Source organism: Alteraurantiacibacter aquimixticola, assembly GCF_004965515.1.
Lineage (GTDB): Bacteria > Pseudomonadota > Alphaproteobacteria > Sphingomonadales > Sphingomonadaceae > Alteraurantiacibacter > Alteraurantiacibacter aquimixticola.
In genome coordinates this window covers 668,254-690,712 of the sequence record NZ_SSHH01000001.1, presented here as the reverse complement: position 1 = coordinate 690,712, position 22,459 = coordinate 668,254, and the positions used below count along the sequence as shown (strand labels likewise).

Annotated in this window: 23 protein-coding genes and 1 tRNA gene; 15 read left to right on the top strand and 9 right to left on the bottom strand. The window is 63.7% G+C overall.

Annotation, left to right across the window (positions count from 1 at the left end; translation table 11 throughout):
• Positions 1-2: 2 nt before the first annotated feature.
• Positions 3-533, bottom strand: a complete 531-nt coding sequence (locus tag E5222_RS03000) for a sterol desaturase family protein (protein WP_246021522.1) — start codon at positions 531-533, stop codon at positions 3-5.
• Positions 534-565: 32 nt separating this feature from the next.
• The gene (locus E5222_RS02995; protein ID WP_136692226.1) at positions 566-994 is read right to left on the bottom strand and encodes an acyl-CoA thioesterase; all 429 of its coding nucleotides are present in this window, start codon (positions 992-994) and stop codon (positions 566-568) included.
• A gap of 127 nt (positions 995-1,121) precedes the next feature.
• On the opposite strand from E5222_RS02995, the gene leuC reads away from it, so the two are divergent.
• From leuC to grxD, 7 genes are read left to right on the top strand one after another with little or no spacing between them, the layout of a single operon-like run.
• The gene (gene leuC, locus E5222_RS02990) at positions 1,122-2,552 is read left to right on the top strand and encodes a 3-isopropylmalate dehydratase large subunit (RefSeq protein ID WP_136692225.1); all 1,431 of its coding nucleotides are present in this window, start codon (positions 1,122-1,124) and stop codon (positions 2,550-2,552) included.
• Positions 2,533-3,039: a DNA-deoxyinosine glycosylase gene (locus tag E5222_RS02985; protein ID WP_136692224.1), complete on the top strand. Its 507-nt coding sequence runs from the start codon at positions 2,533-2,535 to the stop codon at positions 3,037-3,039. Before leuC ends, E5222_RS02985 begins: the two co-directional genes overlap by 20 nt.
• A gap of 45 nt (positions 3,040-3,084) precedes the next feature.
• The gene (locus E5222_RS02980; protein WP_136692223.1) at positions 3,085-3,240 is read left to right on the top strand and encodes an LPXTG cell wall anchor domain-containing protein; all 156 of its coding nucleotides are present in this window, start codon (positions 3,085-3,087) and stop codon (positions 3,238-3,240) included.
• Complete coding sequence (gene leuD, locus E5222_RS02975; RefSeq protein WP_136692222.1) at positions 3,240-3,842, top strand: 3-isopropylmalate dehydratase small subunit; 603 nt, start codon at positions 3,240-3,242, stop codon at positions 3,840-3,842. The genes E5222_RS02980 and leuD overlap by 1 nt, the downstream gene beginning before the upstream one ends.
• Before the next feature lie 45 nt (positions 3,843-3,887).
• Positions 3,888-4,211 carry a DUF1476 domain-containing protein gene (locus E5222_RS02970; RefSeq protein WP_136692221.1) on the top strand — a complete coding sequence of 108 codons (324 nt, stop codon included), beginning with the start codon at positions 3,888-3,890 and terminating at the stop codon, positions 4,209-4,211.
• Positions 4,212-4,216: 5 nt separating this feature from the next.
• Entirely contained in the window at positions 4,217-4,450 is a 234-nt protein-coding gene (locus E5222_RS02965) for a BolA/IbaG family iron-sulfur metabolism protein (protein WP_136692220.1), read from the top strand.
• A gap of 32 nt (positions 4,451-4,482) precedes the next feature.
• Positions 4,483-4,812 (top strand): Grx4 family monothiol glutaredoxin, encoded by a 330-nt coding sequence (gene grxD, locus E5222_RS02960; protein WP_136692219.1) that lies wholly within the window; start codon positions 4,483-4,485, stop codon positions 4,810-4,812.
• Positions 4,813-5,412: 600 nt separating this feature from the next.
• Here grxD and E5222_RS02955 read toward each other — a convergent pair.
• Positions 5,413-5,958 carry a gamma carbonic anhydrase family protein gene (locus E5222_RS02955; RefSeq protein ID WP_136692218.1) on the bottom strand — a complete coding sequence of 182 codons (546 nt, stop codon included), beginning with the start codon at positions 5,956-5,958 and terminating at the stop codon, positions 5,413-5,415.
• A 204-nt stretch (positions 5,959-6,162) separates the two neighbouring features.
• Here E5222_RS02955 and E5222_RS02950 point away from each other — a divergent pair, with 204 nt between their 5' ends.
• From E5222_RS02950 to kce, 7 genes are all read left to right on the top strand, one after another.
• Positions 6,163-7,317, top strand: a complete 1,155-nt coding sequence (locus tag E5222_RS02950) for an iron-containing alcohol dehydrogenase (RefSeq protein ID WP_136692217.1) — start codon at positions 6,163-6,165, stop codon at positions 7,315-7,317.
• Positions 7,318-7,319: 2 nt separating this feature from the next.
• Complete coding sequence (locus tag E5222_RS02945; RefSeq protein ID WP_246021521.1) at positions 7,320-8,621, top strand: MFS transporter; 1,302 nt, start codon at positions 7,320-7,322, stop codon at positions 8,619-8,621.
• Positions 8,618-9,355, top strand: a complete 738-nt coding sequence (locus E5222_RS02940; protein WP_246021520.1) for an SDR family NAD(P)-dependent oxidoreductase — start codon at positions 8,618-8,620, stop codon at positions 9,353-9,355. The genes E5222_RS02945 and E5222_RS02940 overlap by 4 nt, the downstream gene beginning before the upstream one ends.
• Before the next feature lie 96 nt (positions 9,356-9,451).
• Positions 9,452-10,402, top strand: coding sequence for a helix-turn-helix domain-containing protein (locus E5222_RS02935; RefSeq protein WP_136692216.1), 951 nt, complete (start codon positions 9,452-9,454; stop codon positions 10,400-10,402).
• 104 nt (positions 10,403-10,506) lie between these two features.
• A complete protein-coding gene (locus E5222_RS02930) occupies positions 10,507-10,971 on the top strand; it encodes a Cif family virulence factor (protein WP_136692215.1) in 465 nt (154 codons plus the stop codon).
• Positions 10,964-12,427, top strand: coding sequence for an NAD-dependent succinate-semialdehyde dehydrogenase (locus tag E5222_RS02925; RefSeq protein WP_281276733.1), 1,464 nt, complete (start codon positions 10,964-10,966; stop codon positions 12,425-12,427). Before E5222_RS02930 ends, E5222_RS02925 begins: the two co-directional genes overlap by 8 nt.
• A 10-nt stretch (positions 12,428-12,437) precedes the next feature.
• On the top strand, positions 12,438-13,373 hold the full coding sequence (gene kce / locus E5222_RS02920) for a 3,5-dioxohexanoate:acetyl-CoA acetone transferase (protein ID WP_136692214.1): 936 nt from the start codon (positions 12,438-12,440) through the stop codon (positions 13,371-13,373).
• A 94-nt stretch (positions 13,374-13,467) separates the two neighbouring features.
• Here the strand turns inward: kce and E5222_RS02915 are convergent, their stop codons facing one another.
• The 6 genes from E5222_RS02915 to E5222_RS02890 form a co-directional block, all read right to left on the bottom strand.
• On the bottom strand, positions 13,468-16,482 hold the full coding sequence (locus E5222_RS02915; RefSeq protein WP_246021519.1) for a TonB-dependent receptor plug domain-containing protein: 3,015 nt from the start codon (positions 16,480-16,482) through the stop codon (positions 13,468-13,470).
• A 147-nt stretch (positions 16,483-16,629) separates the two neighbouring features.
• Positions 16,630-17,490 carry an amidohydrolase family protein gene (locus E5222_RS02910; protein WP_136692213.1) on the bottom strand — a complete coding sequence of 287 codons (861 nt, stop codon included), beginning with the start codon at positions 17,488-17,490 and terminating at the stop codon, positions 16,630-16,632.
• Positions 17,491-17,511: 21 nt separating this feature from the next.
• The gene (locus E5222_RS02905) at positions 17,512-18,414 is read right to left on the bottom strand and encodes a cupin domain-containing protein (RefSeq protein ID WP_136692212.1); all 903 of its coding nucleotides are present in this window, start codon (positions 18,412-18,414) and stop codon (positions 17,512-17,514) included.
• A gap of 4 nt (positions 18,415-18,418) precedes the next feature.
• Complete coding sequence (locus E5222_RS02900; RefSeq protein ID WP_136692211.1) at positions 18,419-20,329, bottom strand: nuclear transport factor 2 family protein; 1,911 nt, start codon at positions 20,327-20,329, stop codon at positions 18,419-18,421.
• Positions 20,326-21,333, bottom strand: coding sequence for an ABC transporter substrate-binding protein (locus E5222_RS02895; protein ID WP_136692210.1), 1,008 nt, complete (start codon positions 21,331-21,333; stop codon positions 20,326-20,328). The genes E5222_RS02900 and E5222_RS02895 overlap by 4 nt, the downstream gene beginning before the upstream one ends.
• Positions 21,334-21,558: 225 nt before the next feature.
• Positions 21,559-21,635: transfer RNA gene (locus E5222_RS02890), tRNA-Arg, on the bottom strand.
• 58 nt (positions 21,636-21,693) lie between these two features.
• Here E5222_RS02890 and E5222_RS02885 point away from each other — a divergent pair.
• Positions 21,694-22,440, top strand: a complete 747-nt coding sequence (locus tag E5222_RS02885) for a queuosine precursor transporter (protein WP_136692209.1) — start codon at positions 21,694-21,696, stop codon at positions 22,438-22,440.
• Positions 22,441-22,459 lie beyond the last annotated feature (19 nt).

The window sequence follows — 22,459 nt, the reverse complement described above, 5'->3', positions numbered from 1 at the left end:
GCTCAGGCGCCGGCACTCTCGCGAACCACCGCAATCCCCGCCTCGCGCTGGGCTTTCAGCTCTGCCTTCAGCACCGCCGGATCGCGCGCGAAGACGAAGCCGAAGCTGACGCCGCCTTCCTTGCCGATGGTCGCATGATGCAGCTTGTGCGCCTGCACCAGCCGCTTGGCGTAACCCTTCTTCGGCACCCATTTGAAATAGCGCTGGTGCACCAGCCCGTCATGGATGAGCGTGTAGATCACGCCGTAGAAGAGGATGCCGAGGCCGATCCACGTGCCCGGCCACCAGGCATTGGCGCCCATCACCATGGGACTGCCGACAGCGAACATGGAAATGCTCATCACCGCGCCGACGACGCCGTAAAGATCGTTCTTTTCCAGGATCTTGTCGTGGGGCTCGTGATGGTCGCGATGCCAGGCCCAGCCCCAGCCATGCATGATGTATTTGTGGCTCGCCCAGGCGACCCATTCCATCGCCAGCACGCTGGCAAGGACGATCAGCAGGGGGGCAAGGAAATCGGGCATGTGCGCCATATAGTCCCGTGCGCAGCGGGACGCAAAGCAAGTCAATCGTCCGTATGGCGTTCCTGCTTGCGCGGCAGGCCGAAATAGGTCTCGGCAATATCGCGGCTCACGCGGACCGGACGCATGCTTTCGCTGTCGATGCAGCACCACATGCTTTGCACTTCGGCCAGCACTTCCTCGCCGCGCTGGATCACGGTGTTGTAGAAAGCGCGCGCACCGGCGATCTTTTCCAGCACGGTGTTGGCCACCACGTCCGTATCCTTGAGGAAAGCCGGCCGGCGATAGGTAATCTCATGCTTCAGCGCGACCCACAGATGCGCTGCCACCGCATCGGGCGGAGCGACAGCCTGCCAGTGGCCAAGCACCACGTCCTGCACCCAGTTGAGATAGCGCGAATTGTTCACATGGCCCATGAAGTCGATATCTTCGGGCTGGATGGTGATCGGAATCGCGTGGCGGTTCGTTGACATTCCTGTCAGTTAGCGTGGATGTGTTAATTTTCCAAGGCAATTGCGAGAGCTTTTGTGCGCGAAAAGAATTCCTATGTCCCCTGACTGCTTGCCCCCGCCATGTCACTGGCGCTAACGGGACCGCATCATGTCGAATACGCCACGCACACTGTACGAGAAAATCTGGGATGCCCATGTCATCGAGCAACGCGATGACGGCACCTGCCTGATCTTTATCGACCGCCATCTGGTGCACGAAGTCACCAGTCCGCAGGCCTTCGAGGCCCTGCGCATGACCGGCCGCAAGGTGCGCCGGCCTGAGCTGACGCTGGCGGTTCCCGACCACAATTTGCCCACCACGGCACGTGTCGATGAAGCTGGCAAGCGCGTGCCGATCGCCGATCCGGAAAGCCGCAACCAGCTCCAAGCGCTGGAGCGCAATGCACCCGAATTCGGCGTGAAGTATTTCGGCGCCACCGCCGCGCAGCAGGGCATCGTCCATGTCGTGGGCCCGGAACAGGGCTTCTCCCTGCCCGGCACGACCATCGTCTGCGGCGACAGCCACACCGCCTGCCATGGCGGCGTGGGCGCGCTCGCCTTCGGTATCGGCACGAGCGAGGTCGAGCATGTGCTCGCCACGCAGACGCTGCAATTGCGCAAGTCGAAGACCATGGAAGTGCGCGTTGAGGGTGATCTCGGCCCCGGCGTCACCGCCAAGGACCTGATCATGCATATCATCGGCACCATCGGCACTGCCGGCGGCACCGGCCATGTGATCGAATATCGTGGGCGTGTGTTCGAGGAGATGAGCGTCGAAGGCCGCCTGACCGTCTGCAATATGAGCATCGAGGGCGGCGCCCGCGCCGGCCTGATTGCCCCGGACGACACCACCTTCGCCTATATCAAGGGCCGCCCCTATGCGCCCAAGGGCGAGGATTGGGACAAGGCCGTCACCTATTGGAAGACACTCCACACCGACGAAGGCGCGAGTTTCGACAAGTCGGTGGTGATCAATGCCGCCGATGTGGAACCCACCGTCACATGGGGCACCAGCCCGGAAGACACGGTGGCGATCGGCGGCGTGGTGCCCGATCCGCAGAGCTTTGCCGATGCTTCCAAACAGCGCGCCGCGCAGGCGAGCCTCGATTATATGGGCCTGACCCCCGGCCAACGCATGGACGAGATCGAGGTGCAGAACATCTTCATCGGCAGTTGCACCAACAGCCGCATCGAGGATCTGCGCGCCGCGGCCGAAGTGCTGAAGGGCCGCAAGAAGCACCCCAACATCAAGTGGGGCATCATCGTCCCCGGCTCGGGCCTGGTGAAGATGCAGGCCGAGGAAGAGGGGCTGGACAAGGTCTTCACCGACGCCGGCCTCGAATGGCGCGAGCCGGGCTGTTCGGCCTGCCTCGGCATGAATCCGGACAAGGTGCCCGCGGGTGAGCGCTCCGCCTCCACCAGCAACCGCAATTTCGTCGGCCGCCAGGGTCCGGGCGCGCGCACCCATCTCGTCAGCCCCGCCATGGCCGCCGCTGCGGCGGTGACCGGCAAGCTGACCGATGTCCGCACCCTCGCCTGAGCTGCTGCATTCGCCGCTGGAGCCGGTCGTCGGTGCCGACACGCGCGTCCTGGTCCTCGGCAGCCTTCCCGGCGTAAGCTCGCTGGCGGCAGGCCGCTACTACGCCCATCCGCGCAACCGGTTCTGGCACCTGGCCGGGCAGGTGATCGGGCAGGACCTGGAATCGCTCGATTACGACGCGCGCCTCGCCGCCCTGCTTTCCGGAGGAATCGGTCTGTGGGACACGGTGGCCAGCGCCCGGCGCAAGGGCAGTCTCGATGCGGATATTCGCGATGCCGTGCCAAGGGACCTGAACGCTCTGTGCGACACGCTGCCCGCTCTGCGCGCGGTCGCCTTCAACGGCAAGACATCGGCGCGGATCGGCACCGGACAGGTCGATCACGAACGCTACAGCCTCGTCACCCTCCCTTCCTCCAGCCCGGCCAATGCTGCCGTGCCGCTGGCGGAAAAGGAGCGGCAATGGCTGGAATTGCGCAAATTCATCTAGCCTTGCATCTTGCCTTGCAGCCCCCCCGCGCCCATTGAGGATTACATGACCGACGATACGAAAAAGCTGATTGCTGCCGGTGCCGCCATCGGTTCCGCTGCCGTTGCCGCGGCGCTTCTCTATGCGACCAAGCGCAAGAAGAAGAACGAGCCGACGCAGCTGCCTCCCATCCCCTCTGGCGAAGCGCCGGAAACCGATTGATGGACAAGGTCAGCACGGTTGAAGGGCGCGCCTATCCTTTCGGCATGAAGAATGTCGACACCGACATCATCATCCCCGCGCACTTCCTGAAGACGGTGACGCGCGAAGGTCTTGGCAAGGGTGCTTTCGAGGCTCTGCGCAAGAATCCCGACAACGTCTTCGACGATCCGAAGCATGCGGGCTCCCCGATTATCGTTGCCGGTGACAATTTCGGCTGCGGGTCCAGCCGCGAACACGCCGCCTGGGCGCTGCTGGACATGGGCGTCAAGGCGGTGATCGCGCCGAGCTTCTCCGACATCTTCTCCGGCAATGCCTTCAAGAACGGCATCCTGACCGTCGCCCTGCCGCAGGAAGCGATCGACCGGCTGATGGAAGTGGCGGAAACCGATCCGATCACCATCGACCTCGAAGCGCAGACCGTGACGACGCCCTTCCAGGACCGCTGGTCTTTCGAGATCGATCCCTTCCGCAAGCATTGCCTGACCGAAGGGCTCGACGAAGTGGGCCTGACGCTGCAAAGCAATGACGCAATCGACGCCTATGAGGCACGCCAGCAGGCCGACCAGCCCTGGCTCGCCAAGGGCACCGGCCTTGCCGCCTGAGCGGCCAAGACCTATTTCAAGATTATCCGGATAGAGGGACACGCCATGACCGATTTCAAGGACCGCGAACGCGGCGAAGAAGCCAAGTTCGCAATGGACGAGCAGACCGCCTTCCGCGTCGCTGCCCGCCGCAACCGCCTGCTGGGCGAATGGGCCGCAGGCCTGATGGAGCTGACGCCCGAGGAAACCGAAGCCTACAAGAAGGCGGTCGTGCAGGCCGATTTCGAGGAAGCGGGCGATGAGGACGTGATCCGCAAGGTGCTGGGCGACCTCACCTCCGCAGGGTGCGACGTGGACGAAGCCACCGTGCGCACTACGCTGGAAGAAAAGGCCGTCGAGGCCAAGCGCCAGCTGATGAGCGAGTCCTAAGTCTCATGCCCATGCCTGCTGCGGATATCGAGGCCTTGATCAAGGCGGCGATCCCCGATGCCGTTGTCGAAATCGAAGCGCTGGTGGACGATGGCGACCATTATCGCGCCACCGTCACCTCCGCCTCCTTCGCCGGCAAGCTGCGCGTTGTGCAGCACAAGATGGTCTATGAGGCGCTCGGCGGCCGGATGGGCGGCGAACTCCACGCCTTGCAACTGAGCACCGCCGTCCCCAACTGAGGGATCGTAACTTACAACGACTGGTGGGACCCATGTCTGACGTCAACGAACGTATTTCCAAGATCGTGAACGATAGCGATGTCGTGCTCTTCATGAAGGGCACGCCGCTGTTCCCGCAATGCGGCTTCTCCAGCCGCGCCGTGGCCATCCTCGACCATTGCAACGTCGCTTTCGAAAGCGTGGACGTGCTGCAGGACATGGAAGTGCGCCAGGGGATCAAAAGCTTCTCCGACTGGCCGACCATCCCCCAGCTTTACGTCAAGGGCGAGTTCCTGGGCGGCAGCGACATCATGATGGAAATGTACGAGGCCGGCGAGCTGCAGCAGCTGCTCGAGGAAAAGCAGGTCGCCAAGGCGTCTTGATTGTTTCGAAGGCGCATCCGCGCCTTCGTCCTCGCTAGACGGGCAGCAAAGCTGCCCCGCTGCGGGCGGCCGTTTGGCCTATGGCTTCGCATTCTGTCGGTTACGCCAGCCCATCCGGGCTGGCATCCCCGGCGCTATTCCCTTCGCTTCGCTGCGGGGCGCCGAAGTTTATCCTGAGCGGCTGCTGCAAGCAGCCAGCAGAAGGGGGCGGCCGGTCGGCCTTTGGCTGCCGCGACCGAGAACCGGCCCTCAATTCTCCGCCAAGCCCTGTGACGGGCTGCAGGTTCGCTAGCGCGAACGCGCGTCCGCAGCGAACCGCCCTGGAGCGGCCGCCGCTGATCATCGTCGCGATTTTCGGGGAAAGGTTCTTCGGGGAGGCGGAGCCTGGAGACTTCGGGGATCTAGACTTCAATCTAGGGGTAGGCCCCGCCTCGTTCGAAGAACTTCTTACGCCAATTACATTGCATGCCCCGTGCCAGTTTTGCGCAATCGCGGATTTGTGCGGGAGACGATGGTTGGCGAAACGTTAACTGCTCCCGCTAGTGTAAAATCTCCCGACATTTCGCCCCTCCCGCCTGCGACTTCCGGCGGATCAAGTGCCTATGAGTGCGATTCCGCCAATTCGAGGTAATGCGCGACCTGCTCGCGCATGCCGGCCAGCTCGCCATCGCGTAGCATGCGGGCAAGTTTCGCCGGCCGTCCCGTCCACAGCTCCTTTTCCGAAATGGTCCTGTGCGGCGGGAGCAATGCACCGGCGGCGAGCATGGCCTCACGGCCGACCTGCGCCCCATCCATCACGATGGAGCCCATACCCACAAAGCCGCGATCGGCCACCGTGCAGCCATGCAGCAAGGCCATGTGCCCGACCAGCGCATCCTCCCCGATAATGGTCGGCAGGCGGGTTCCCGATTGCCCCTCGCGCGGCCCCTCGACATGGATCACCGTACCGTCCTGGATATTGCTGCGCGCGCCGATGACGATCGGGGCGAGATCGGCGCGCAACACGCAATTGTACCAGATGCTGGCATGCGCACCGATGGTCACGTCCCCGATAAGGCAGGCGCCCGGCGCGATGAAGGCGGTCGGATGGATGTTCGGCGCCTTGCCGCGATGCTCGCGCATGACACTGCCGGGGAAATCTCGCATCGCTGCAATCTGACCGAAATGGCCGGGTTGTGAAGGCCGCGAGCAGGCCAATGCCTTTCCAGCAGCGAGTTGGTGCCGCCTCGGTCAAGTGGGGCCCACCGGTACGTCTGGTATGTTGCCGCACCAAGATGGATAAGGGTTGCTGCGCCGCTGCCTTGTTGCAGCGGTGACAAGACCGAAAAGGCTCTGGGGGAGGGTTGGACATTGACGGATCGCGAGCGGGTCGACCTGTACCAGGTCGGCTGTGTCAGGATCGGTGCAGGAACCCTCGCCAATTGCGCGGATGATTGCGCGCAGCATGGTGCCGCGAGCGCCATGATCGCAACCTCGGCCCCCATTCTCCCTTTTGCCGAGGAACTGGCGGGTCACTTGCGCCGCCACGGTATCGAGCCGCATATCTGGACCGGCCCGGACGGTGAACCCACGCGCGCCGACCTGCGTAAAGCGATCGATGCGGCCAATGCTTCCGGTGTCGACTTCGTGGTCGGCCTCGGCGGTGGCAGTGCGATGGACGTGGCCAAGCTGGTGGCGGCCTTGCTGGGAGCCGATCAGTCTTTCGACGAGGTCGTCGGCACAGACCTGCTCAACGGCCGCAACCTGCCGCTCGCCTGCATCCCGACCACTGCCGGGACTGGCAGCGAAGTGACGCCGATCGCCATCCTCGAAGATGAACAAGCGCAGTTGAAGAAGGGCGTTGTCAGCCGTCACCTCGTTCCCGACTATGCTTATCTCGATGCGCGGCTGACGGTGACCATGCCGCGGCACGTCACTGCCGCCACCGGGCTGGACGCGCTGACGCATTGTATCGAGGCCTATGCCAACAAGGCGGCCTATCCAGTCGTCGATGCCTGGGCCCTCGAAGGCATTCGCCTGATCGTGCGCAATCTCGAACGAGCATGCGACGAGCCTGACGACCTTGCGGCGCGCGAGGCGATGCTGATCGCCAGCCATCTGGGCGGTATGTGCCTGGGCCCGGTCAACACCGCCGCTGTCCATGCCCTCGCCTATCCGCTCGGCGGCGAATTCCACGTGCCGCACGGCGTCGCCAATTCGCTGCTGCTGCCGCATGTCATCCGCTTCAACGCAGGCGAGGAACCGCGCCGATATGCGGAGATTGCGCGCGCCATGGGACTTGAGCCGGCGGGGAGCGATGCAGGTGATGCCGAGGCTTGCATCGCCGAGATCGAACGCCTGTCTTCGGCAGTCGGCATCGACCGGCGCCTGTCCGACCTCGGCATAAGCTCGAATGCGATACCCAAGATGGCGGCGGCCGCGATGACGGTCCAGCGCCTGCTGAAAAACAACCCGCGCGAAGTGACCGAGACGGACGCGCTGCGCATTTACGAGGCGGCGCTGTAGGTATGGCAAGCGAGGCAAAAGACCGCAGCCTGTTCGGCTGGTATCGCGAGGCGGACCGCAAGACCCGCCGCGTCTTCTGGACCTGCGGCGCAGGCTGGGTGATGGATGCGGCGGACGCGCAGGTCTACCAATACCTCATCCCGCTGCTGATCACCTCGCTCGGCATCACGCTGACCGAAGCGGGCTCGATTGCCAGCGCCAGCTATTTCGCGGCGGCAATCGGAGGCTGGCTGGGTGGCTGGCTGTGCGACCGCTTCGGCCGGGCGCGCATCCTCCAGCTGACCATCCTGTGGTTCTCGGTCTTCTCTTTCCTGTCCGGCTTTGCGGAAACCTATGAGCAGATGCTCGTGATCCGCATACTCCACGGCATTGGTTTTGGCGCGGAATGGGCGGTCGGTGCCGTTCTGCTGGGTGAGATGATCAACCCGAAGCATCGCGGCAAGGCGCTGGGTGCCGTTCAGGCGGGCGCGCCGATCGGATCGGGCATTGCAGCCCTGCTGGCGGGGCCCGTCGCCGCATCCTTCGATCCCGACATTGGCTGGCGCGTGGCCTTCTGGGTCGGCCTTGCCCCGGCGCTGCTGATCTTCTTCATTCGCCGCGGTTCGGACGATTCGCCAATCTATAAAGAGGCGCGGGACCGGCAGAAGGCGGAGAACACCTCCACCGGGTTGATGGCGATTTTCACTCCCAAAATGCTCGGGATCACACTGCTGGCCTCGCTACTGTCGCTGGGAGTTCAGGGCGCGGCCTATTCGGTGGCCAACTACCTCACCACCTTCATGACGGCGGAACGCGGGCTGGCGCAGTCGGTTGCCGGATACCTGGTGCTGATCAATTCCATCGGGGGCTTCTTCGGCTGCATCGTCAATTCCTACATTTCCGACATTCTCGGCCGGCGGACCGTCTTTCGCCTGTTCGGGCTGGGCTTCCTGATCATGGCGTCGGTCTACCTGTTCGGGCCATGGGGCGCGAACCTGTGGTTCCTCGTGCCCATCGGGATGATCTACGGTTTCTTCCAGTTCGGCATGTATGCGAGCTTCGGGCCCTATTTCACCGAGCTGTTTCCCACAGAGATGCGTGGGTCGGGGCAGGCCTTCGCCTATAATTCGGGGCGCGCGGGCGCAGCGCTGTTCATCCTTGGCGTGCCGCTGGTGGCAACGGTCATGCCGCTTAGCGCGGCCATGGCAACGCTCGGGATCGTTGGTATCGCCTGCGCCCTTTTGCCGACATTGCTATTGCCCGAAACCGCCGGGCGCGCTCTACAATCCGCAAGCGAGCTGGATCGGGGGAGCGCTTCGACTTGAGCGACAAGGGAGTCATGATCGTTGTCGGCGCCAGCCGCGGTATCGGCGCGGCGACGGCCCGCATGGCCGCCCAGCGCGGCTATCACACGGTCATCACCTATGTCAGCGGCAGTGAAAGCGCAGAGACACTGGCACGAGAGATCGAGGCTGCCGGAGGACAGGCCACCGCCTTGCCATGCGATGTGACAAGCGAAGAGCAGGTCGTGGACCTTTTCGAGCGCGCCTCCCGCCTCGGCACGCTGGCTGCCGTCGTTTATTCCAGCGGCATCACCGGAGACGCATCGAAGCTGGCCGATGCCGATATCGCCACGATCCGCTCCGTGATGGAGGTCAACCTGATCGGTGCTATGACCTGCGCGCGCGAAGCGGTTCGCCGCATGTCGACCGAGCGCGGCGGCAAGGGCGGGTCGATCACCTTCGTCTCGTCGCGCGCGTCAGATCGCGGATCGGCCGGTGAGTATCTGTGGTACGCGGCGTCCAAGGGCGGAGTGAACAGCCTGGCGACGGGATTGTCGCGCGAGGTCGCCAGCGAAGGCATCCGCGTCAATTGCGTCTCGCCCGGCCCGGTCGCCACCGAAATGCTCAGCCCCGAACGCCAGCGCAAGGGCGCTGCGGCGGTCGCCATGGGGCGTGTCGGCCAGCCGGACGAAGTGGCCTCCGCCATCCTTTACCTCTCCTCGGAAGAGGCATCCTACATCACCGGGGCCAACCTGGCCGTTGCCGGCGGCGCCTAGGACCAAGGAATTTGCCATCACGCGGGAAGTCGTGGAATATCGGACAATAACGGCGACATAGCTCGATCAAGAAGCAGCGCCGGGGAGAGAACGCAGATGCAGTCCTACAGCACCGAAATGCTGCCGGCGGAAACCAGGACTTCGGCCTGGAACGCCTTGTATTCAAAGCAGATGAACGATGTGGAGTTCACGCCGGCGAGCAGCAGCGATTTCGCTGCAAGGCTGAGCCTGGGGCGGCTCGGGCCGATCCAGTTTGCCCGCATGTCCAGCAACCGGACCAACATCCTGCGTACGCGCCGCCACATCCTGCCAAGCGCGCCGAGGCTCTATTCCTTCCTGCTCCAGGCACGCGGCAGCAGCACCTTGTCGCATTGCGGGCACGAGGCACAGCTGACCGCCGGCGACTTCGCCCTGTGCGACAGTTCCGCACCGCACAGTTTCACCGTCGAGGACAACAGCATGGTCATCATGCTGCGCACCGATGCGGCAACCCTGAAGAAGCATTTGCCCACACCGGAAAAGTTCTGCGGCCTGCACCTGAGGAACGATGTCGGGCTGACCGGGACGATGTCGACCACGGTCGAACGGCTCAACGGGCAGCTGGAGACAGGCTTTACCTCGATTTACGACGAGCGCTTCGCCCGCAACCTGCTGGAGATGCTGTCCATGGCCTATGCGCTGGGCTTCGAGACCGATCCCGAGGTTTCGGCCGTTTTGGGCGGGCGCCATGCCGAGGTGGTGCGCTATATCGAGGATCACTTGCGCGATCCGCAGCTCTCGCCGGCGTTGATCGCAAAAGGGCTGCGCATATCGCCGCGCTATCTGCGCACGATCTTTGCCAGCACTGGCGAGAAAGTGTCCGCCTATATCATCCGCCGTCGGCTGGAAGAGTGCGCCGGGCAGATCCGCGACCCGCGATGGGCGGGACACACGCTGACCGAAATCGCCTTTGCGTGGGGCTTCAACAGCGCGGCGCATTTCACCCGCACCTTCCACGAACAATACGGCATGCCGCCGCGCGAATACCGCCGCCAAATGCTCTCTTGACCGCCTCCCGCGAGCGGCTCTGCCGCCTCGGGCAAGCAGCATCGCCCTGCGAGGCAAGCACGATGGACCCGATCTTGCCAGCAGCAATGCGGCAGGAGAATTGAATGACCCAAGCGGATGTGTTGCAGCTCAACAGCGAGTTGGCCCTACGGCTCGCCGATTACTGGCACGAAATCGATTTCAACGGAGGGGCTGGCGCGTCCGCCTATTACACCGAGGACGCCGAATTCCACGGCCAGTTCGCCTCTTACATTGGCCGCGACAAGATCCAGCAATTCTATGACTGGCGCCGCGAACGCGGGGAGCGGTTGTCGGTCCATGCCTTCACCAATTTCCGCGCCTGGTTCACCGGGCCGGACAGTGCAGAGGCGACCAATTTCCTGTTCCTCTACGCCAGAGACGGCGTCCGCCCGCAACCGAGCCATGTGCCGGTGACGATATCGCTGGCGACCGACCGCTTTGTCCGGGGCGGCAATGGCGAGTGGCTGTGCACCTATCGCCGTTTCGAGCACCTCTTCGAAAGCGATACGCCCATCACCAACCCCAATCTCGATAACGCCAATGGCTAAGGTCATGCATCGCGGCAGGCTCGATGAAGCGGACCTGCTGGAAACGCGCAACCTCATTAACGGGGATTGGGTCGGAGGCACAGCTGCGCCCATCGCCGTCGACGATCCCTTCACGCTGGAGGTGATCGCAGAGATCGCCTCGGTCGGCGAGCGCGAGGCGCAGGCGGCGGTCGATGCGGCAGAGGCTGCCTTTCCCGCCTGGGCCGCGCGCACAGCGAAGGAACGCGGCAGCATCCTGCGCCGCTGGTTCGAGCTGCTGGTGCAACACCGGGAAGATATCGCCCGCCTGATCACGCGTGAAAACGGCAAGCATATCCGCGAAGCGCGGGGCGAGGTCGATTACGGCAATCAATTCATGGAATTCTATGCCGATGAGGCCACGCGCGTCTTCGGCGAGATCATACCTGCGCCGCTACACGGGCGGCGGCTGTCGGCGGAGCCCGAGCCGCTGGGCGTAGCCGCCGCGATCACGCCATGGAACTTCCCGCTCGCCATGCTGACCCGCAAGGTCGCGCCTGCCCTCGCCGCAGGCTGCACCATGGTGGCGAAACCGGCTGCGTTGACGCCATTGACGGCTTTGGCCTTCGCCAAGCTGGGGCAGGAAGCGGGCGTTCCGGCGGGCGTGTTCAATATCGTCACCGGCCCTTCCGGCGCGATCGGCAAGGTGCTGACGGGCAGTTCCGCCGTGCGCAAGTTCAGCTTCACCGGATCGACCGAGATCGGCGTGATGCTGGCGCAGCAATGCGCCGCCACGATGAAGCGCGTGAGCATGGAGCTGGGTGGCAATGCGCCGCTGCTGATCTTCGACGATGCCGATCTCGAAACGGCAGTCGAAACGGCGATGGTCGCGAAGTTCCGCAATGGCGGGCAGAGCTGCATCGCCGCCAACCGCATCTATGTGCAGACCGGAATCCGCGACCGCTTCCTCTCCGCATTCGCCGCGAAGGTGAAGGCCATGAAAGCAGGCGACGGTTTCGACGATGACAAGGACATCGGCCCGATGATCGACGAGGCTGCCGTGGCGAAGGTGGACGAGCACCGCGAAGACGCCTTGTCGCGCGGCGGCGAATTGCTGGCCGGCGGTGCCTCGCCCGGCGGCCGGCTTGCGCTACCGACGCTGGTATCAGGCGTTCCCGCCGATGCACGCCTGGCGCAGGAAGAGACCTTCGGGCCGCTGGCCGGAACCATCACATTCGACACGGTCGAGGGCGGCATCGACATGGCAAACAACACGCCTTTCGGTCTCGCCGCCTATCTCTGCTCTTCCGATCCGGCGACGATCGCCCATGTCTCCCGCCAGCTGCAGTCAGGCATGGTCGGCATCAATACCGGGCTGATCTCGACTGCGCATGCCCCGTTCGGCGGCGTGAAGATGTCGGGCATAGGCAAGGAAGGCTCGCATGCGGGCATCGAGGAATATCTCACCCGCAAATATGTCTGCCACGCCGGACTGTAAGGAACCGACCATGCGCAAGACCAAGAAAGTCATCATCACCTGCGCGCCCACCGGCTCCATCCACACGCCCAGCATGAGCCCTCACCTGCCGCTAACGGGTGACGAGATCGCCACTGCCGCGATCGAAGCTGCAGAGGCAGGGGCCTCGATCCTCCATCTGCACGCACGCAATGAGGCAGACGGTTCCCCCTCCCCCCGCGCGGAAGACTTCATGCGCTTCCTGCCGCGCATCAAGCAGGGCACCGACGCGGTGATCAACATCTCAACCGGCGGCAGCGCCACCATGTCGCTGGACGACCGGCTGGAAGGCGCGAAAGCGGCCCAGCCCGAAGTCTGCTCGCTCAATATGGGACCGCTGATCTTCGACTTCTCGGCGGCGGCAAACCGGGTGGAGAGCTGGCAGCATGGCTGGGAACGCGACTATGTCGAAACCAGCCGCGGCCGGATCATGTATAATGATAACGTCTATATCGAGCGGATCATGCTCGAGGTTGGGCGCGAGTTCGGCACCAAGTTCGAATTCGAATGCTACGACATCGGCCATCTCTACACGCTGGCGCATTTCGCCGATCGCGGGCTGATCGACCCGCCCTTCATGATCCAGGGCATCTTCGGCATCCTCGGCGGCGTCGGCGCGGATGTGCGCAACATGGCGCATATGGTCAGCATGGCGGACAGCCTGTTCGGAGACGACTACATCTTCTCCGCTTTCGCCGCCGGACGGCACCAGATGGACTTCTGCACGCAATCGGTGCTGCTTGGCGGCCACGCGCGTGTCGGGCTGGAGGACAGCCTGTTCATCGGCCGCGGCGAGCTGGCACAAAGCAATGCGCAGCAGGTCCGCAAGCTTCGCGGCATCGTCGAGGCGCTGGGCCGGGAGGTCGCCACGCCGGCAGAAGCTCGCGCAATGCTCGGCCTCAAGGGCGGCGACCAGGTCGCTTTCTAGAAGACAACATCCGATCCTGATGAAGAAATGGCCGGCTCCCCTTTCGGGGAACCGGCCAGTGATCGCTTAGGGGGAGGACCCTTTCGCGGTGTTGTTAGAACCGAACCCTGGCGCCGGCGCGGAAGCGCGATCCGAAGGTGTCGAAATGGACCGGATTGGTCGGATAGTTCGAGCCGCCCAGCCCGCCACCGCCCGGCGCTACCGGAGGCTTCGTGTCGAACAGGTTCTCGATCGATCCGAACAGCTCCACATACTGGTCGCCGCCGGAACCCAGCGCGATTTCGTAGGACATCGCCAGGTTCACGTAGGTGGCACTGTCGACCCTGTTGTCGTTGATGCTGTCGGGCAGCGACGGATCATATCCGGCATCTTGCGGGCCGATCTTCTCCACATCGTAAACCCCGCTGGTCACGTGCCGCGCACTGACCGTGACATTGAAGGGGCCATTGTCGTAGGCGAGGAAACCGACGAACAGCCAGTCCGGTGAGGGATTGAAGTCCCCGCCCAGCCGCACCGGTCCGGTCTGCCCGGCATAGTCGATCACCGGCGTGGTGGGGTCCGCCTGCACCTTGAAATCATACTGGTTGTTGGCCAGCAGCCGCAGGCTCACATCGCCGCCCCAACCCTGCTTCAACTCGTATAGGGGCAGGTTGTAGGCCAGCTCGAAGTCGAAACCGCGAACCTTGAGGCTGCCGAGATTGACCTGTCTCGCGTCGACGAAGGTGATATCCGTGGGCGAGGCGAAGGTGATCCGGTCACAGAACAGGTCGAACTCGCCACAGAAATCGACAATCCGCTGCCCCGGAAGCGTGGTCACCGTGTCGCTGACCTCGATCTGGTACCAGTCGGCGGACAAGCGCAGGCCGGGCGCGAAAGCCGGGCTGAAGACCACGCCCAGTGTCGTGGTGTCCGCACTTTCGGGAGCCAGCGCGAAGCTGCCGCCATTGAGGATCGGCGTCGGATCATCGCCCAGGCCGGGCGATCCCGGGATGTTGAAGTTGTCGACGATGCCCTGCGAGCTGCCCTCCTCGGTCGGGACCTGCTGGTTGAACAGCTCCCGGAAACCCGCGGCACGGATATCGCGCGAGCGGGAGCCGCGCACGCGAACGCCGTCCACCGGCTCCCAGATGCCGGAGAACTTGTAGCTGACCTTGTCGGTCGTCTTCTCCTCACCGGTACTGGCGTTGCGCGCCTTGTTCTGCGTCCAGCGTACTGCGCCGTTTACTTCGAGCAATTCGGCAATCGGCGAATCTGCCAGCAGCGGCACATTGAGCTCGCCGAAGGCTTCGATGACGTCGATCGTGCCACCGTAATCGGTGCCAAAGGTGAAGGCGTAGTCATTGTAATTGGGAATGTTCCCGTGGGTCACTTCGCCTTCTTCGGCGCGGTACTCAGCACCCACGGCGGCGCCAACCGGACCCGCACCGATGCCGTCGAACAGATTGCCACTGATCGATACGGCGATCACCTGCTGCGTATAGTCGAAATCCTGCACGACCGGGCGATAGGCGTAGTCGATGGCCGCCTGGGTCAGGTTGTCGAGGCCGAACAGGTTGAGCGGCGCGCACCCTTGCGAGCGCGGATCGGGATCGGCCATCAGCGTTTCGCGGCAGACGATGTTGCCATTGGGCGCACCGCCGAGGAATTCACCTTCGTCCACCGCATCCAGCGCGTACTGGAACTCGGTGTTAACACGGGAATAGCGGCCGTCGCGGTGCTTCTTATTGCTGCCGTACTGGTAATAAACGTCCCAGTCCCAATTGTCGCCCAGTCCGCCTTGCAGGCCCACGACCGCCCGCCACACATCGGCTTCGGCCGAGTTCAGCGCGGGAATTTGGTTGTCGACATCCTTGCCCAGGCTGAACTGCGTCCCGTCGAGAAGGGCCACCAAATCGTCAGGCAGGAAGGCGTTGTCGGGATTGACGAAGAAGGTCGAGCGCGGACCGGCGGTCACCCCGCTATTGGAATTTTCGGTATGCGCATAGGTCACTTCGGTGAAGGCGATCAGCGCATCGGTCAGCTCGTACTCGCCGTAGAGATAGCCGACATAGCGTTCGCTGGGCGTCTGCAGGTCGGAATCCGCATAGGTCGATTCCCCGTCGCCACCGCTGCGCGGTCCGAAGGTGTTGGAGTTCACATAAATACCCGGATCGAAATCGAGCACTGCCGTGCCGTCATCGTTGAAACGCATATTGCGCGCATCCGGATTGGCGGGGTTGCGATTGCGGACCACGCCATGGGAATCGTTGAAGGCCTGCTTGGAATCGGGCGCGATTACGTAGTTCGGCTGGCCGAAGGTGGGCGAGCTGGGGATGTTGTATCCGGTCAGGCTCCCGTCGGGCAGGATATCGTTGTCGTTGGTGAAGACGTCCCAGCCCTCGGCGCACCATAGGCGCACGCCGGAGCAATCGCCGATACCGTCCTTCTTCTGGTATTCGCCGCCCACGACCACATGGCCGCGACCACCACCGAAGGCAGTGCCGTAGACGAGCGAGGCGTGGAAATCCTCGCCGTCACCACGGAAGGTCTGGCCGTAATCGACCTGCGCGCGAAAGCCTTCGAGGTCGGTGTCGAGGATGATGTTGACCACGCCCGCGATCGCATCCGACCCGTAGGCGGCGGAAGCACCTCCGGTAACGGTCTCGACACGCTCGATCATGGCGGTGGGGATCAGGTTGAGATCAACTGCGCCGCCATCCGACGTCGGGACGAAACGCCTCGTATTGACGAGCGTCAGCGTGCGCGTTCCGGCGCTGGGATTGAGGCCGCGAAGATTGGCGAAGCTGGCGCCCACATCGGCACCGGCCGTGATCCCCGCCGTCGCGTCCGACTGGAAGGAGCTGTTTTGCGGTATCAGCTCGACGATGTCCCCGGCGTTCACGATGCCCAGGTCCTGCGTGACTTGCGCATCGAATACGGTCGCAGGCGTCGGCTCGTTAAAGCCGTCGCGCTTGATGCGCGTGCCGGTGACAAGGATGGTGTCGCGGGCCTCCTCTGCCTGCTGGTCATCCTGCGCCGCTACCGGCGCGCTGGACAACACCGCGGCAGAAAGTGCGAACATGGCCGAACTAGCCAGGAAACGGTTCTTCGTCCGGTTGCAGAACAGCATCAATTCCTCCCATTTTATGTTTTCGGGCGCGAGGCCTGGAGAGCCTCCGCCGTGAGGGTGGAATTGGCACGAAGGGGGGCAAGGTTCTTCTCCCGAAAGGTATAGCTTCATGCCCCATGCGGCACTGTTTGCCTGTCGGGCCGATGCTCAGGAGAAGTAGAAACGCATGCCCGTGGCGCAGATTTCCGCGCGCATGGCCGGGTCGGGCACCCACTTGCGATAATCGGCCACGACCTTGTCATAGCTCACGCGATCCTCATAGCCGACGAAGGGCGCATCGCTGCCCCACAACAACCGCTCGGTTCCGACCTTTTCGAGCAAGGTTGAGGCCACTTGCGAGGCTATGCCATCAAGGTCGCCATCGGGATCGTCGCGCCATGCGGTGGTGCCTGCCAGCCGGAAGCCCCCGGACAGCTTGACCCAGCACCGGCCCGTATCGACCGCTGCCAGCATCGCCTGGAACCCGGCGCATCCGAGCGGATCGGCCGGATCGGGATGCCCGAAATGGTCGATCACGATATCCACCTCTGCCGCCTGCAGTGCGGGAAGCACCTCGGGTAGCGAAGTTCCCTCGATCGCAAGCTGCACATGCCAGCCGAGATCACGTACGCGCCGCCATAGGACGCGGTAATCGAAGCTGTCGAGATCCGGCAGGCTTTCGCATCGCGCCAGTTGCAGCCGGATGCCGACAATCCCGTCCTCGCGCATCCGTTCCAGCGTATAGAGATCGGCCGGAGGATCGACGATCGCTGTTCCGCGCAATCGCCGGTCCTGCCGCAAGGCGCGGATCATGTAGTCGTTGTAGCCGCCTGATATCGACAGGCCGGAGAGCACTGCATGCTCGATCCCGTGCCGGTCCATATGGCGGGACAGGTCCTCGGGCGTGAAGGCATATTCCGGTACCGTCCACGCATCGGGACTGGCCGGCATGCGCGTATCGAAGACGTGGGCGTGGCAATCGACCCTGGGGCCCGCCGCCGCTGTCTCCCCTTCCGCTGTGCTTGGCATTTACAGTCCCCTGCCGCCGCCTCACTTGCGCGGATAATCGTCCGCGTTGAGCACCCAGCCTTGCATGTCCGAAAAGTCCTCCCGCGGCGGGGAGAAGATATCGACCAGCACATTGGCTTGGGGGTCCGACGGTGCCGAGGTGTGGATCACGCGCGGCGGGATCACGCAGACGGATGGCGCGGCACACTTCTCGTGCTCGTCTTCCTGCCAGTCATGCAGGTTCGCCGTCCACGGCCAGCGCAAATGGTGCATGTACCAGCCGCGCAAGGCCAGCGAGCATTGCTCGAAATCGTCGTGATGATGCGGCGACAGCTTGGACAGGTCGCGCGCGCCCTGTTCGGGGAAGACATTGACCATGAAGGTGGTGCAGCGGAAGATTTTGCCGAAGCGCCCTTCCTCGTCCGGCACGTCGAGGCTGTAGCTGCGGATGCGATAGCCGTCCGCTGGCATCGGCCAGGCTTCGAAAGCAGGCACATGCGGGTGGTCGCCGGGATATTTGTCCGGGTTGGAAACCTTGCCGGCGATATCCTCATTGGCGGTGGTAATCAGCCTGACCACCACGCCGCTGCCATGCATAGTCACCTTGCTGTCCCCGGGCGGGATCATGGTGATGGAATAGCCGGAAACCTCCTTGCTCTCGCCACCGGCCTCCACGGTCGCCGACAGGTTGGGATCGTGGATCAGCAGCACATATTCGTCCACCTGCCCCTTCCGCTCGAACACGGCGCCGTCCTCGACTTCCGAGTAACAGACCACGAAGTTCTGCCCGCGTGTGTACCAGCTCTTTGCCCTGTCGGCAGATTCCTGCGGTTCCTCCGCATAATAGCGGGCATAGGTGCTCTGGCCGAAGGCGCCATGGCTTGCCGGACCGGCATTGGCAGAGGCGGACGACAGGGCGGAACGGGGATCGTCGGCTTCGTACATGGCATTATTCTCCTGCCGAATGCCGGTTGCCGTCCGACCATTCGAGTTTCACGTCGGGCGCGCGCCCGCTGACGGGATTGAGGAAGTGGAAGCCCATCGGGGCAATGCGGGGAAAGGGTGCAAAGGTCTCGCCGCGCAGGGGAGCATCGGGTGCGAAGGCGCGGATCGCTGCCTCGTCGGGACCAAAGCGCGAGCTGGCTTCCGGATCGATGCCCGTCCAGCCAGAGGCGTAGTCGCCCAGCCAGACGTAATCGAGATCCATGCCGTGGATCCGCCAGATGCCGTCTTCCTTGACCACTTGGTTTTCGTAAATCCCGCCGATCCAGCTGCCACCCGGCTCGGCGGAGGAATTGAACTGCCACAACCGCGTGCGAACCTGCGCGCGCTGTCCGTCCTCAGACACGGTGACGTAGGGCTGGGTCTTCTGGTGGATCGCCTGGAAGGCATCGTTCGGCCCGCCCTCGCCATAGCGCTGGATCAGACTGCCGAGCACGCGATCCTGGCCGATGAAGGTGCCGATATAGGAAAGCTCCTTCCAGCCGTCGCGCGAGAAGACTTCCGCCGTGTTCCGCCAGCTGAACTGGTCGATGTAGTAGCCATAGGCGTTGGAGACATTCTCCGCCCCGTCAAAGGCCTCCGCCTGCTGGAGCGAGCCGTAGGGGGGAATGCGGATCGCAATGGACGCACCCATTTCCGAGTTAAAAACATCGAAGCCCAGCGGCGGAACAGCATAGCCATGTTCGCGGAAATCGACGCTTCCCAGCCGTGTTTCGCCAGTAGCCTCACCGCCGGGCCCCGCAGGTAACATTGCCGGCAGCGGGTTGGCCCATCCGTCCTCATAATCGGCGCGCATGATCGGGCTGCGGTGCATCAGGTGGATGCGCCAGCGGTTCTCCTCATCAGGGCGCAACAGGAATGTCTGCATCGAGACCTGCCATTGACCCTCGCCGCCATGCTGCCCGGTCATCCCCACTTCGACATTGCGGATCAGAGCCATCGAGCCGTCCCAGGCGACATTGGCCATGGGCATCAGCTGCAACCGATCGTTCAACTCGCCGTGGTCGAGACCAGCTTCACCGAAGCGGGTGAGGAAGGCGCGCACACCGTCATGGCCACTCCAGCTGCCGGCGCCACCCATCTCGATCACCGCATCATCGGCAAACAGGTCGACGATATCCTCGTAGAGACCCCGGTCGAGATAGTAGCCATAGGCATTGACCGTATTCTGCGCATGGCTCTGCGCCAGCAAGCCCTGCACCCGGACACCAAAACCATAGCCGTGCCGGGGGTCCTCCCAGGCAGCCTGACGGCGATCAGGCAGGATTTGCCCCGCCTCGTCCGGAGTATAGTGGTAGGGAGCACGCTCCAGCGTGGCTGGGTCATGGCTCCAGCCCCCGGCATAGCTTCCGCTGAAATGCTCGTAGGGCCGGATGCGCGCGATGCGCCAGCCCTCGTCGGTCTTGGCGTAGTCGATGATATGGGTGAGGTCCTGCCACCCGGCCTCTCCGCCAACTTCGGCGGTCATGACCACTTCGTGCCAGCGGCCGGTGGCGCTCTGACCGTCATCGGCGAGCGTCACCACGGGGCTGACGAACAGGCGGATATTCATGCGACCGGCGGGCATGCCATCCTCGCCATGGCCCTGCGTGCTCCGCAACCACTGCTCCACGCCAGCGCGCCGGGAAATCACGCCGCCGCGCGTCACCAGTTCCGCATCGGGCGTCACCATCTGCGCCATGCCGTGCCAGTCGCCGGACATGGCCATATGGCCCCAGCGCGCCTGCATATGCTTGATCTGCCGCAGCGAGGTGAGGTCGTCGATCCGCGCCTGGATGACCTCCGGCTCCTCCTGCGCGGAGGCAGGAGGCGGGGCCAGCACCACGAGGGCGAGCGAGAGGACGATGCGGCGGATCATTCGCTCGCCCCCAAAGCCACCGCCTCGTCATAGACACTCGTATCGATCAGCGTGGCGAGCTCTTCGCGACTACGCGGCTCACGCTCATCGCGGGCCGCCAGCCATTGCTCCTGCACCACCAAGACATCGAGAAGGTCATCGGGCACGGCGGCCAGCCAGCCGTGATGCTCCCAGCTATCGACCACGTCGTCCGCATCGAATTCGCCGGAGATACGCACCATTTCCTGCGCCCGCGCAGGGTCGCTGCGCACTTCCTCGCTCGCATCGAGGATCGCGCGGATGAACTGCACGATCTTGCCGCGCGTTTCCGGATCGGCGAGCTTTTCCGCCGTGGTGTTGAGGTTGAACAGCTCACGATAGACGCCCTCACCGCTGAACACGACGATGTCATCGCCCAGCACCTGCGCGGCATTCTCGCTCTCCGGCTCCCAGATCACCACCGCATCGACTTCGCCATTGGCCAGCGCCTCGGTCATGCCCGCCAGCGGCACGATCGAAACCGCCTCGATATCGTCATAGGAGAGCCCCTCGCGCTCCAGCATCAGCTTGAAGAAATAGCCGGCGCTGGTCTGCGGGATGGTGGCGACGCGCTTGCCTTTCATGTCCGCCATGCTTTCGATCCCGGCGGAGCGGCGCGCAACGACGCGATAGAGCCCTTCGGTCACCGTCATCACGATGCGCAGGTTCGGATTCTCCACCGAATAGCGCAAAGCCTGCGTTTCGGCATTGGTGGCGACATCGGCCTCGCCCTCTTCTCCGAAGCCCGGCACCGGAGGGGCACCCACGAGATTGGCGATCGAGCCCATGCGCACCGTTGCCTCGCCCGGATAATAATGCTCGGCTGCCAGCAGCACGGGCGCGATCTCGAATGTCTGGACATTGCCATAGACGGCGATCGGCCCGGGATCGGCAGGGGCTGTCGCTTCAGGCTGCGCGGCACAGGCGGCCAGCATGGCGCATGCCGCGGTGACCAGGCCAGTCAGGCTGAATCTCTTGAGTTTCATAACGCCGTTTCTCCCCCCGCTGGCATGCTGCGCCGCCTTCTGCTGGCGGCGTCCGATCGGCTTTTGGCCTACCCCTGACCTTTGGGACTGGCAAACCCTTCGGACGCAAGGTGCCGCCATGGTCATGAATCGCTTCCGACACGGGCAATTCCGGGGTTTTTGGGCCAAAGACCGATTCCGCAAGCGTGGCCTTCGCTGCGCTCGAAATCCAAGGACAAAGGGGAATGGCGCGCCCTGCAGGAGTCGAACCTGCGACCTCAGGATTAGAAGTCCCGTGCTCTATCCAGCTGAGCTAAGGGCGCGTCGCATGTGCCAATAGCGGCCTTTGCGATGATCGCAAATCAAGATAGGCATTGGCGCATGGATAGCGAGCCGGAACGTATCGGGGGACAGGCAGGCGGGCGCCGCCATTTCCGCTATTTCGACCTGGTGATGGCGGCCTTCGTCACCATCCTGCTGCTGTCCAACGTGATCGGCGCGGCCAAGGTCTCCTTCGTGGAGCTTCCTGCCATCGGCGTGTGGGAATTCGGCGCAGGGATCCTGTTCTTCCCCGTCTCCTATGTGATCGGAGACATCCTCACCGAAGTTTACGGCTATGCCCATGCGCGCCGCTGCATCTGGACCGGGTTTGCCGCGCTGATCTTCATGGCCTTCATGGCATGGGTGGTCGTCGCACTGCCCCCGGCGGCGAATTGGGGCGGGCAGGACGCCTATGAACAGGTTTTCGGGCAGGTACCGCGCATCGTCATGGCCTCGATCATCGCCTTCTGGGCGGGCGAATTCGCCAATTCCTATGTCATGGCGCGGATGAAAGTCTGGACCAGGGGCAAGGCGCTGTGGAGCCGCACGATCGGATCGACGGTGGTGGGCCAAGGCGTGGACAGCGCGCTGTTCTACCCGCTCGCCTTCTGGGGCGCAGCGGGGTGGACAAGCGATCTGGTGGTGACGGTGGCGCTCACGCAATGGGCGCTCAAGACGGGGTGGGAAGCGCTCCTCACGCCCGTCACCTACAAGGTCGTGGGCTTCCTGAAGGCCAGCGAGGGTGTCGAGGTGTTCGACACCGATACCGACTTTTCGCCCTTCGCCCGGGCGCGCGGCGCCGATTGACCGCGTGGAAGAGCGTGCT

Excerpts from the sequence above, each read along its gene's own strand:
- E5222_RS03000 (WP_246021522.1), bottom strand. The coding sequence starts at position 533 with ATGGCGCACATGCCCGATTTCCTTGCCCCCCTGCTGATCGTCCTTGCC.
- E5222_RS02995 (WP_136692226.1), bottom strand. The coding sequence starts at position 994 with ATGTCAACGAACCGCCACGCGATTCCGATCACCATCCAGCCCGAAGAT.
- leuC (WP_136692225.1), top strand. The coding sequence starts at position 1,122 with ATGTCGAATACGCCACGCACACTGTACGAGAAAATCTGGGATGCCCAT.
- E5222_RS02985 (WP_136692224.1), top strand. The coding sequence starts at position 2,533 with ATGTCCGCACCCTCGCCTGAGCTGCTGCATTCGCCGCTGGAGCCGGTC.
- E5222_RS02980 (WP_136692223.1), top strand. The coding sequence starts at position 3,085 with ATGACCGACGATACGAAAAAGCTGATTGCTGCCGGTGCCGCCATCGGT.
- leuD (WP_136692222.1), top strand. The coding sequence starts at position 3,240 with ATGGACAAGGTCAGCACGGTTGAAGGGCGCGCCTATCCTTTCGGCATG.
- E5222_RS02970 (WP_136692221.1), top strand. The coding sequence starts at position 3,888 with ATGACCGATTTCAAGGACCGCGAACGCGGCGAAGAAGCCAAGTTCGCA.
- E5222_RS02965 (WP_136692220.1), top strand. The coding sequence starts at position 4,217 with ATGCCCATGCCTGCTGCGGATATCGAGGCCTTGATCAAGGCGGCGATC.
- grxD (WP_136692219.1), top strand. The coding sequence starts at position 4,483 with ATGTCTGACGTCAACGAACGTATTTCCAAGATCGTGAACGATAGCGAT.
- E5222_RS02955 (WP_136692218.1), bottom strand. The coding sequence starts at position 5,958 with ATGCGAGATTTCCCCGGCAGTGTCATGCGCGAGCATCGCGGCAAGGCG.
- E5222_RS02945 (WP_246021521.1), top strand. The coding sequence starts at position 7,320 with ATGGCAAGCGAGGCAAAAGACCGCAGCCTGTTCGGCTGGTATCGCGAG.
- E5222_RS02935 (WP_136692216.1), top strand. The coding sequence starts at position 9,452 with ATGCAGTCCTACAGCACCGAAATGCTGCCGGCGGAAACCAGGACTTCG.
- E5222_RS02930 (WP_136692215.1), top strand. The coding sequence starts at position 10,507 with ATGACCCAAGCGGATGTGTTGCAGCTCAACAGCGAGTTGGCCCTACGG.
- E5222_RS02925 (WP_281276733.1), top strand. The coding sequence starts at position 10,964 with ATGGCTAAGGTCATGCATCGCGGCAGGCTCGATGAAGCGGACCTGCTG.
- kce (WP_136692214.1), top strand. The coding sequence starts at position 12,438 with ATGCGCAAGACCAAGAAAGTCATCATCACCTGCGCGCCCACCGGCTCC.
- E5222_RS02915 (WP_246021519.1), bottom strand. The coding sequence starts at position 16,482 with ATGCTGTTCTGCAACCGGACGAAGAACCGTTTCCTGGCTAGTTCGGCC.
- E5222_RS02910 (WP_136692213.1), bottom strand. The coding sequence starts at position 17,490 with ATGCCAAGCACAGCGGAAGGGGAGACAGCGGCGGCGGGCCCCAGGGTC.
- E5222_RS02905 (WP_136692212.1), bottom strand. The coding sequence starts at position 18,414 with ATGTACGAAGCCGACGATCCCCGTTCCGCCCTGTCGTCCGCCTCTGCC.
- E5222_RS02900 (WP_136692211.1), bottom strand. The coding sequence starts at position 20,329 with ATGATCCGCCGCATCGTCCTCTCGCTCGCCCTCGTGGTGCTGGCCCCG.
- E5222_RS02895 (WP_136692210.1), bottom strand. The coding sequence starts at position 21,333 with ATGAAACTCAAGAGATTCAGCCTGACTGGCCTGGTCACCGCGGCATGC.
- E5222_RS02885 (WP_136692209.1), top strand. The coding sequence starts at position 21,694 with ATGGATAGCGAGCCGGAACGTATCGGGGGACAGGCAGGCGGGCGCCGC.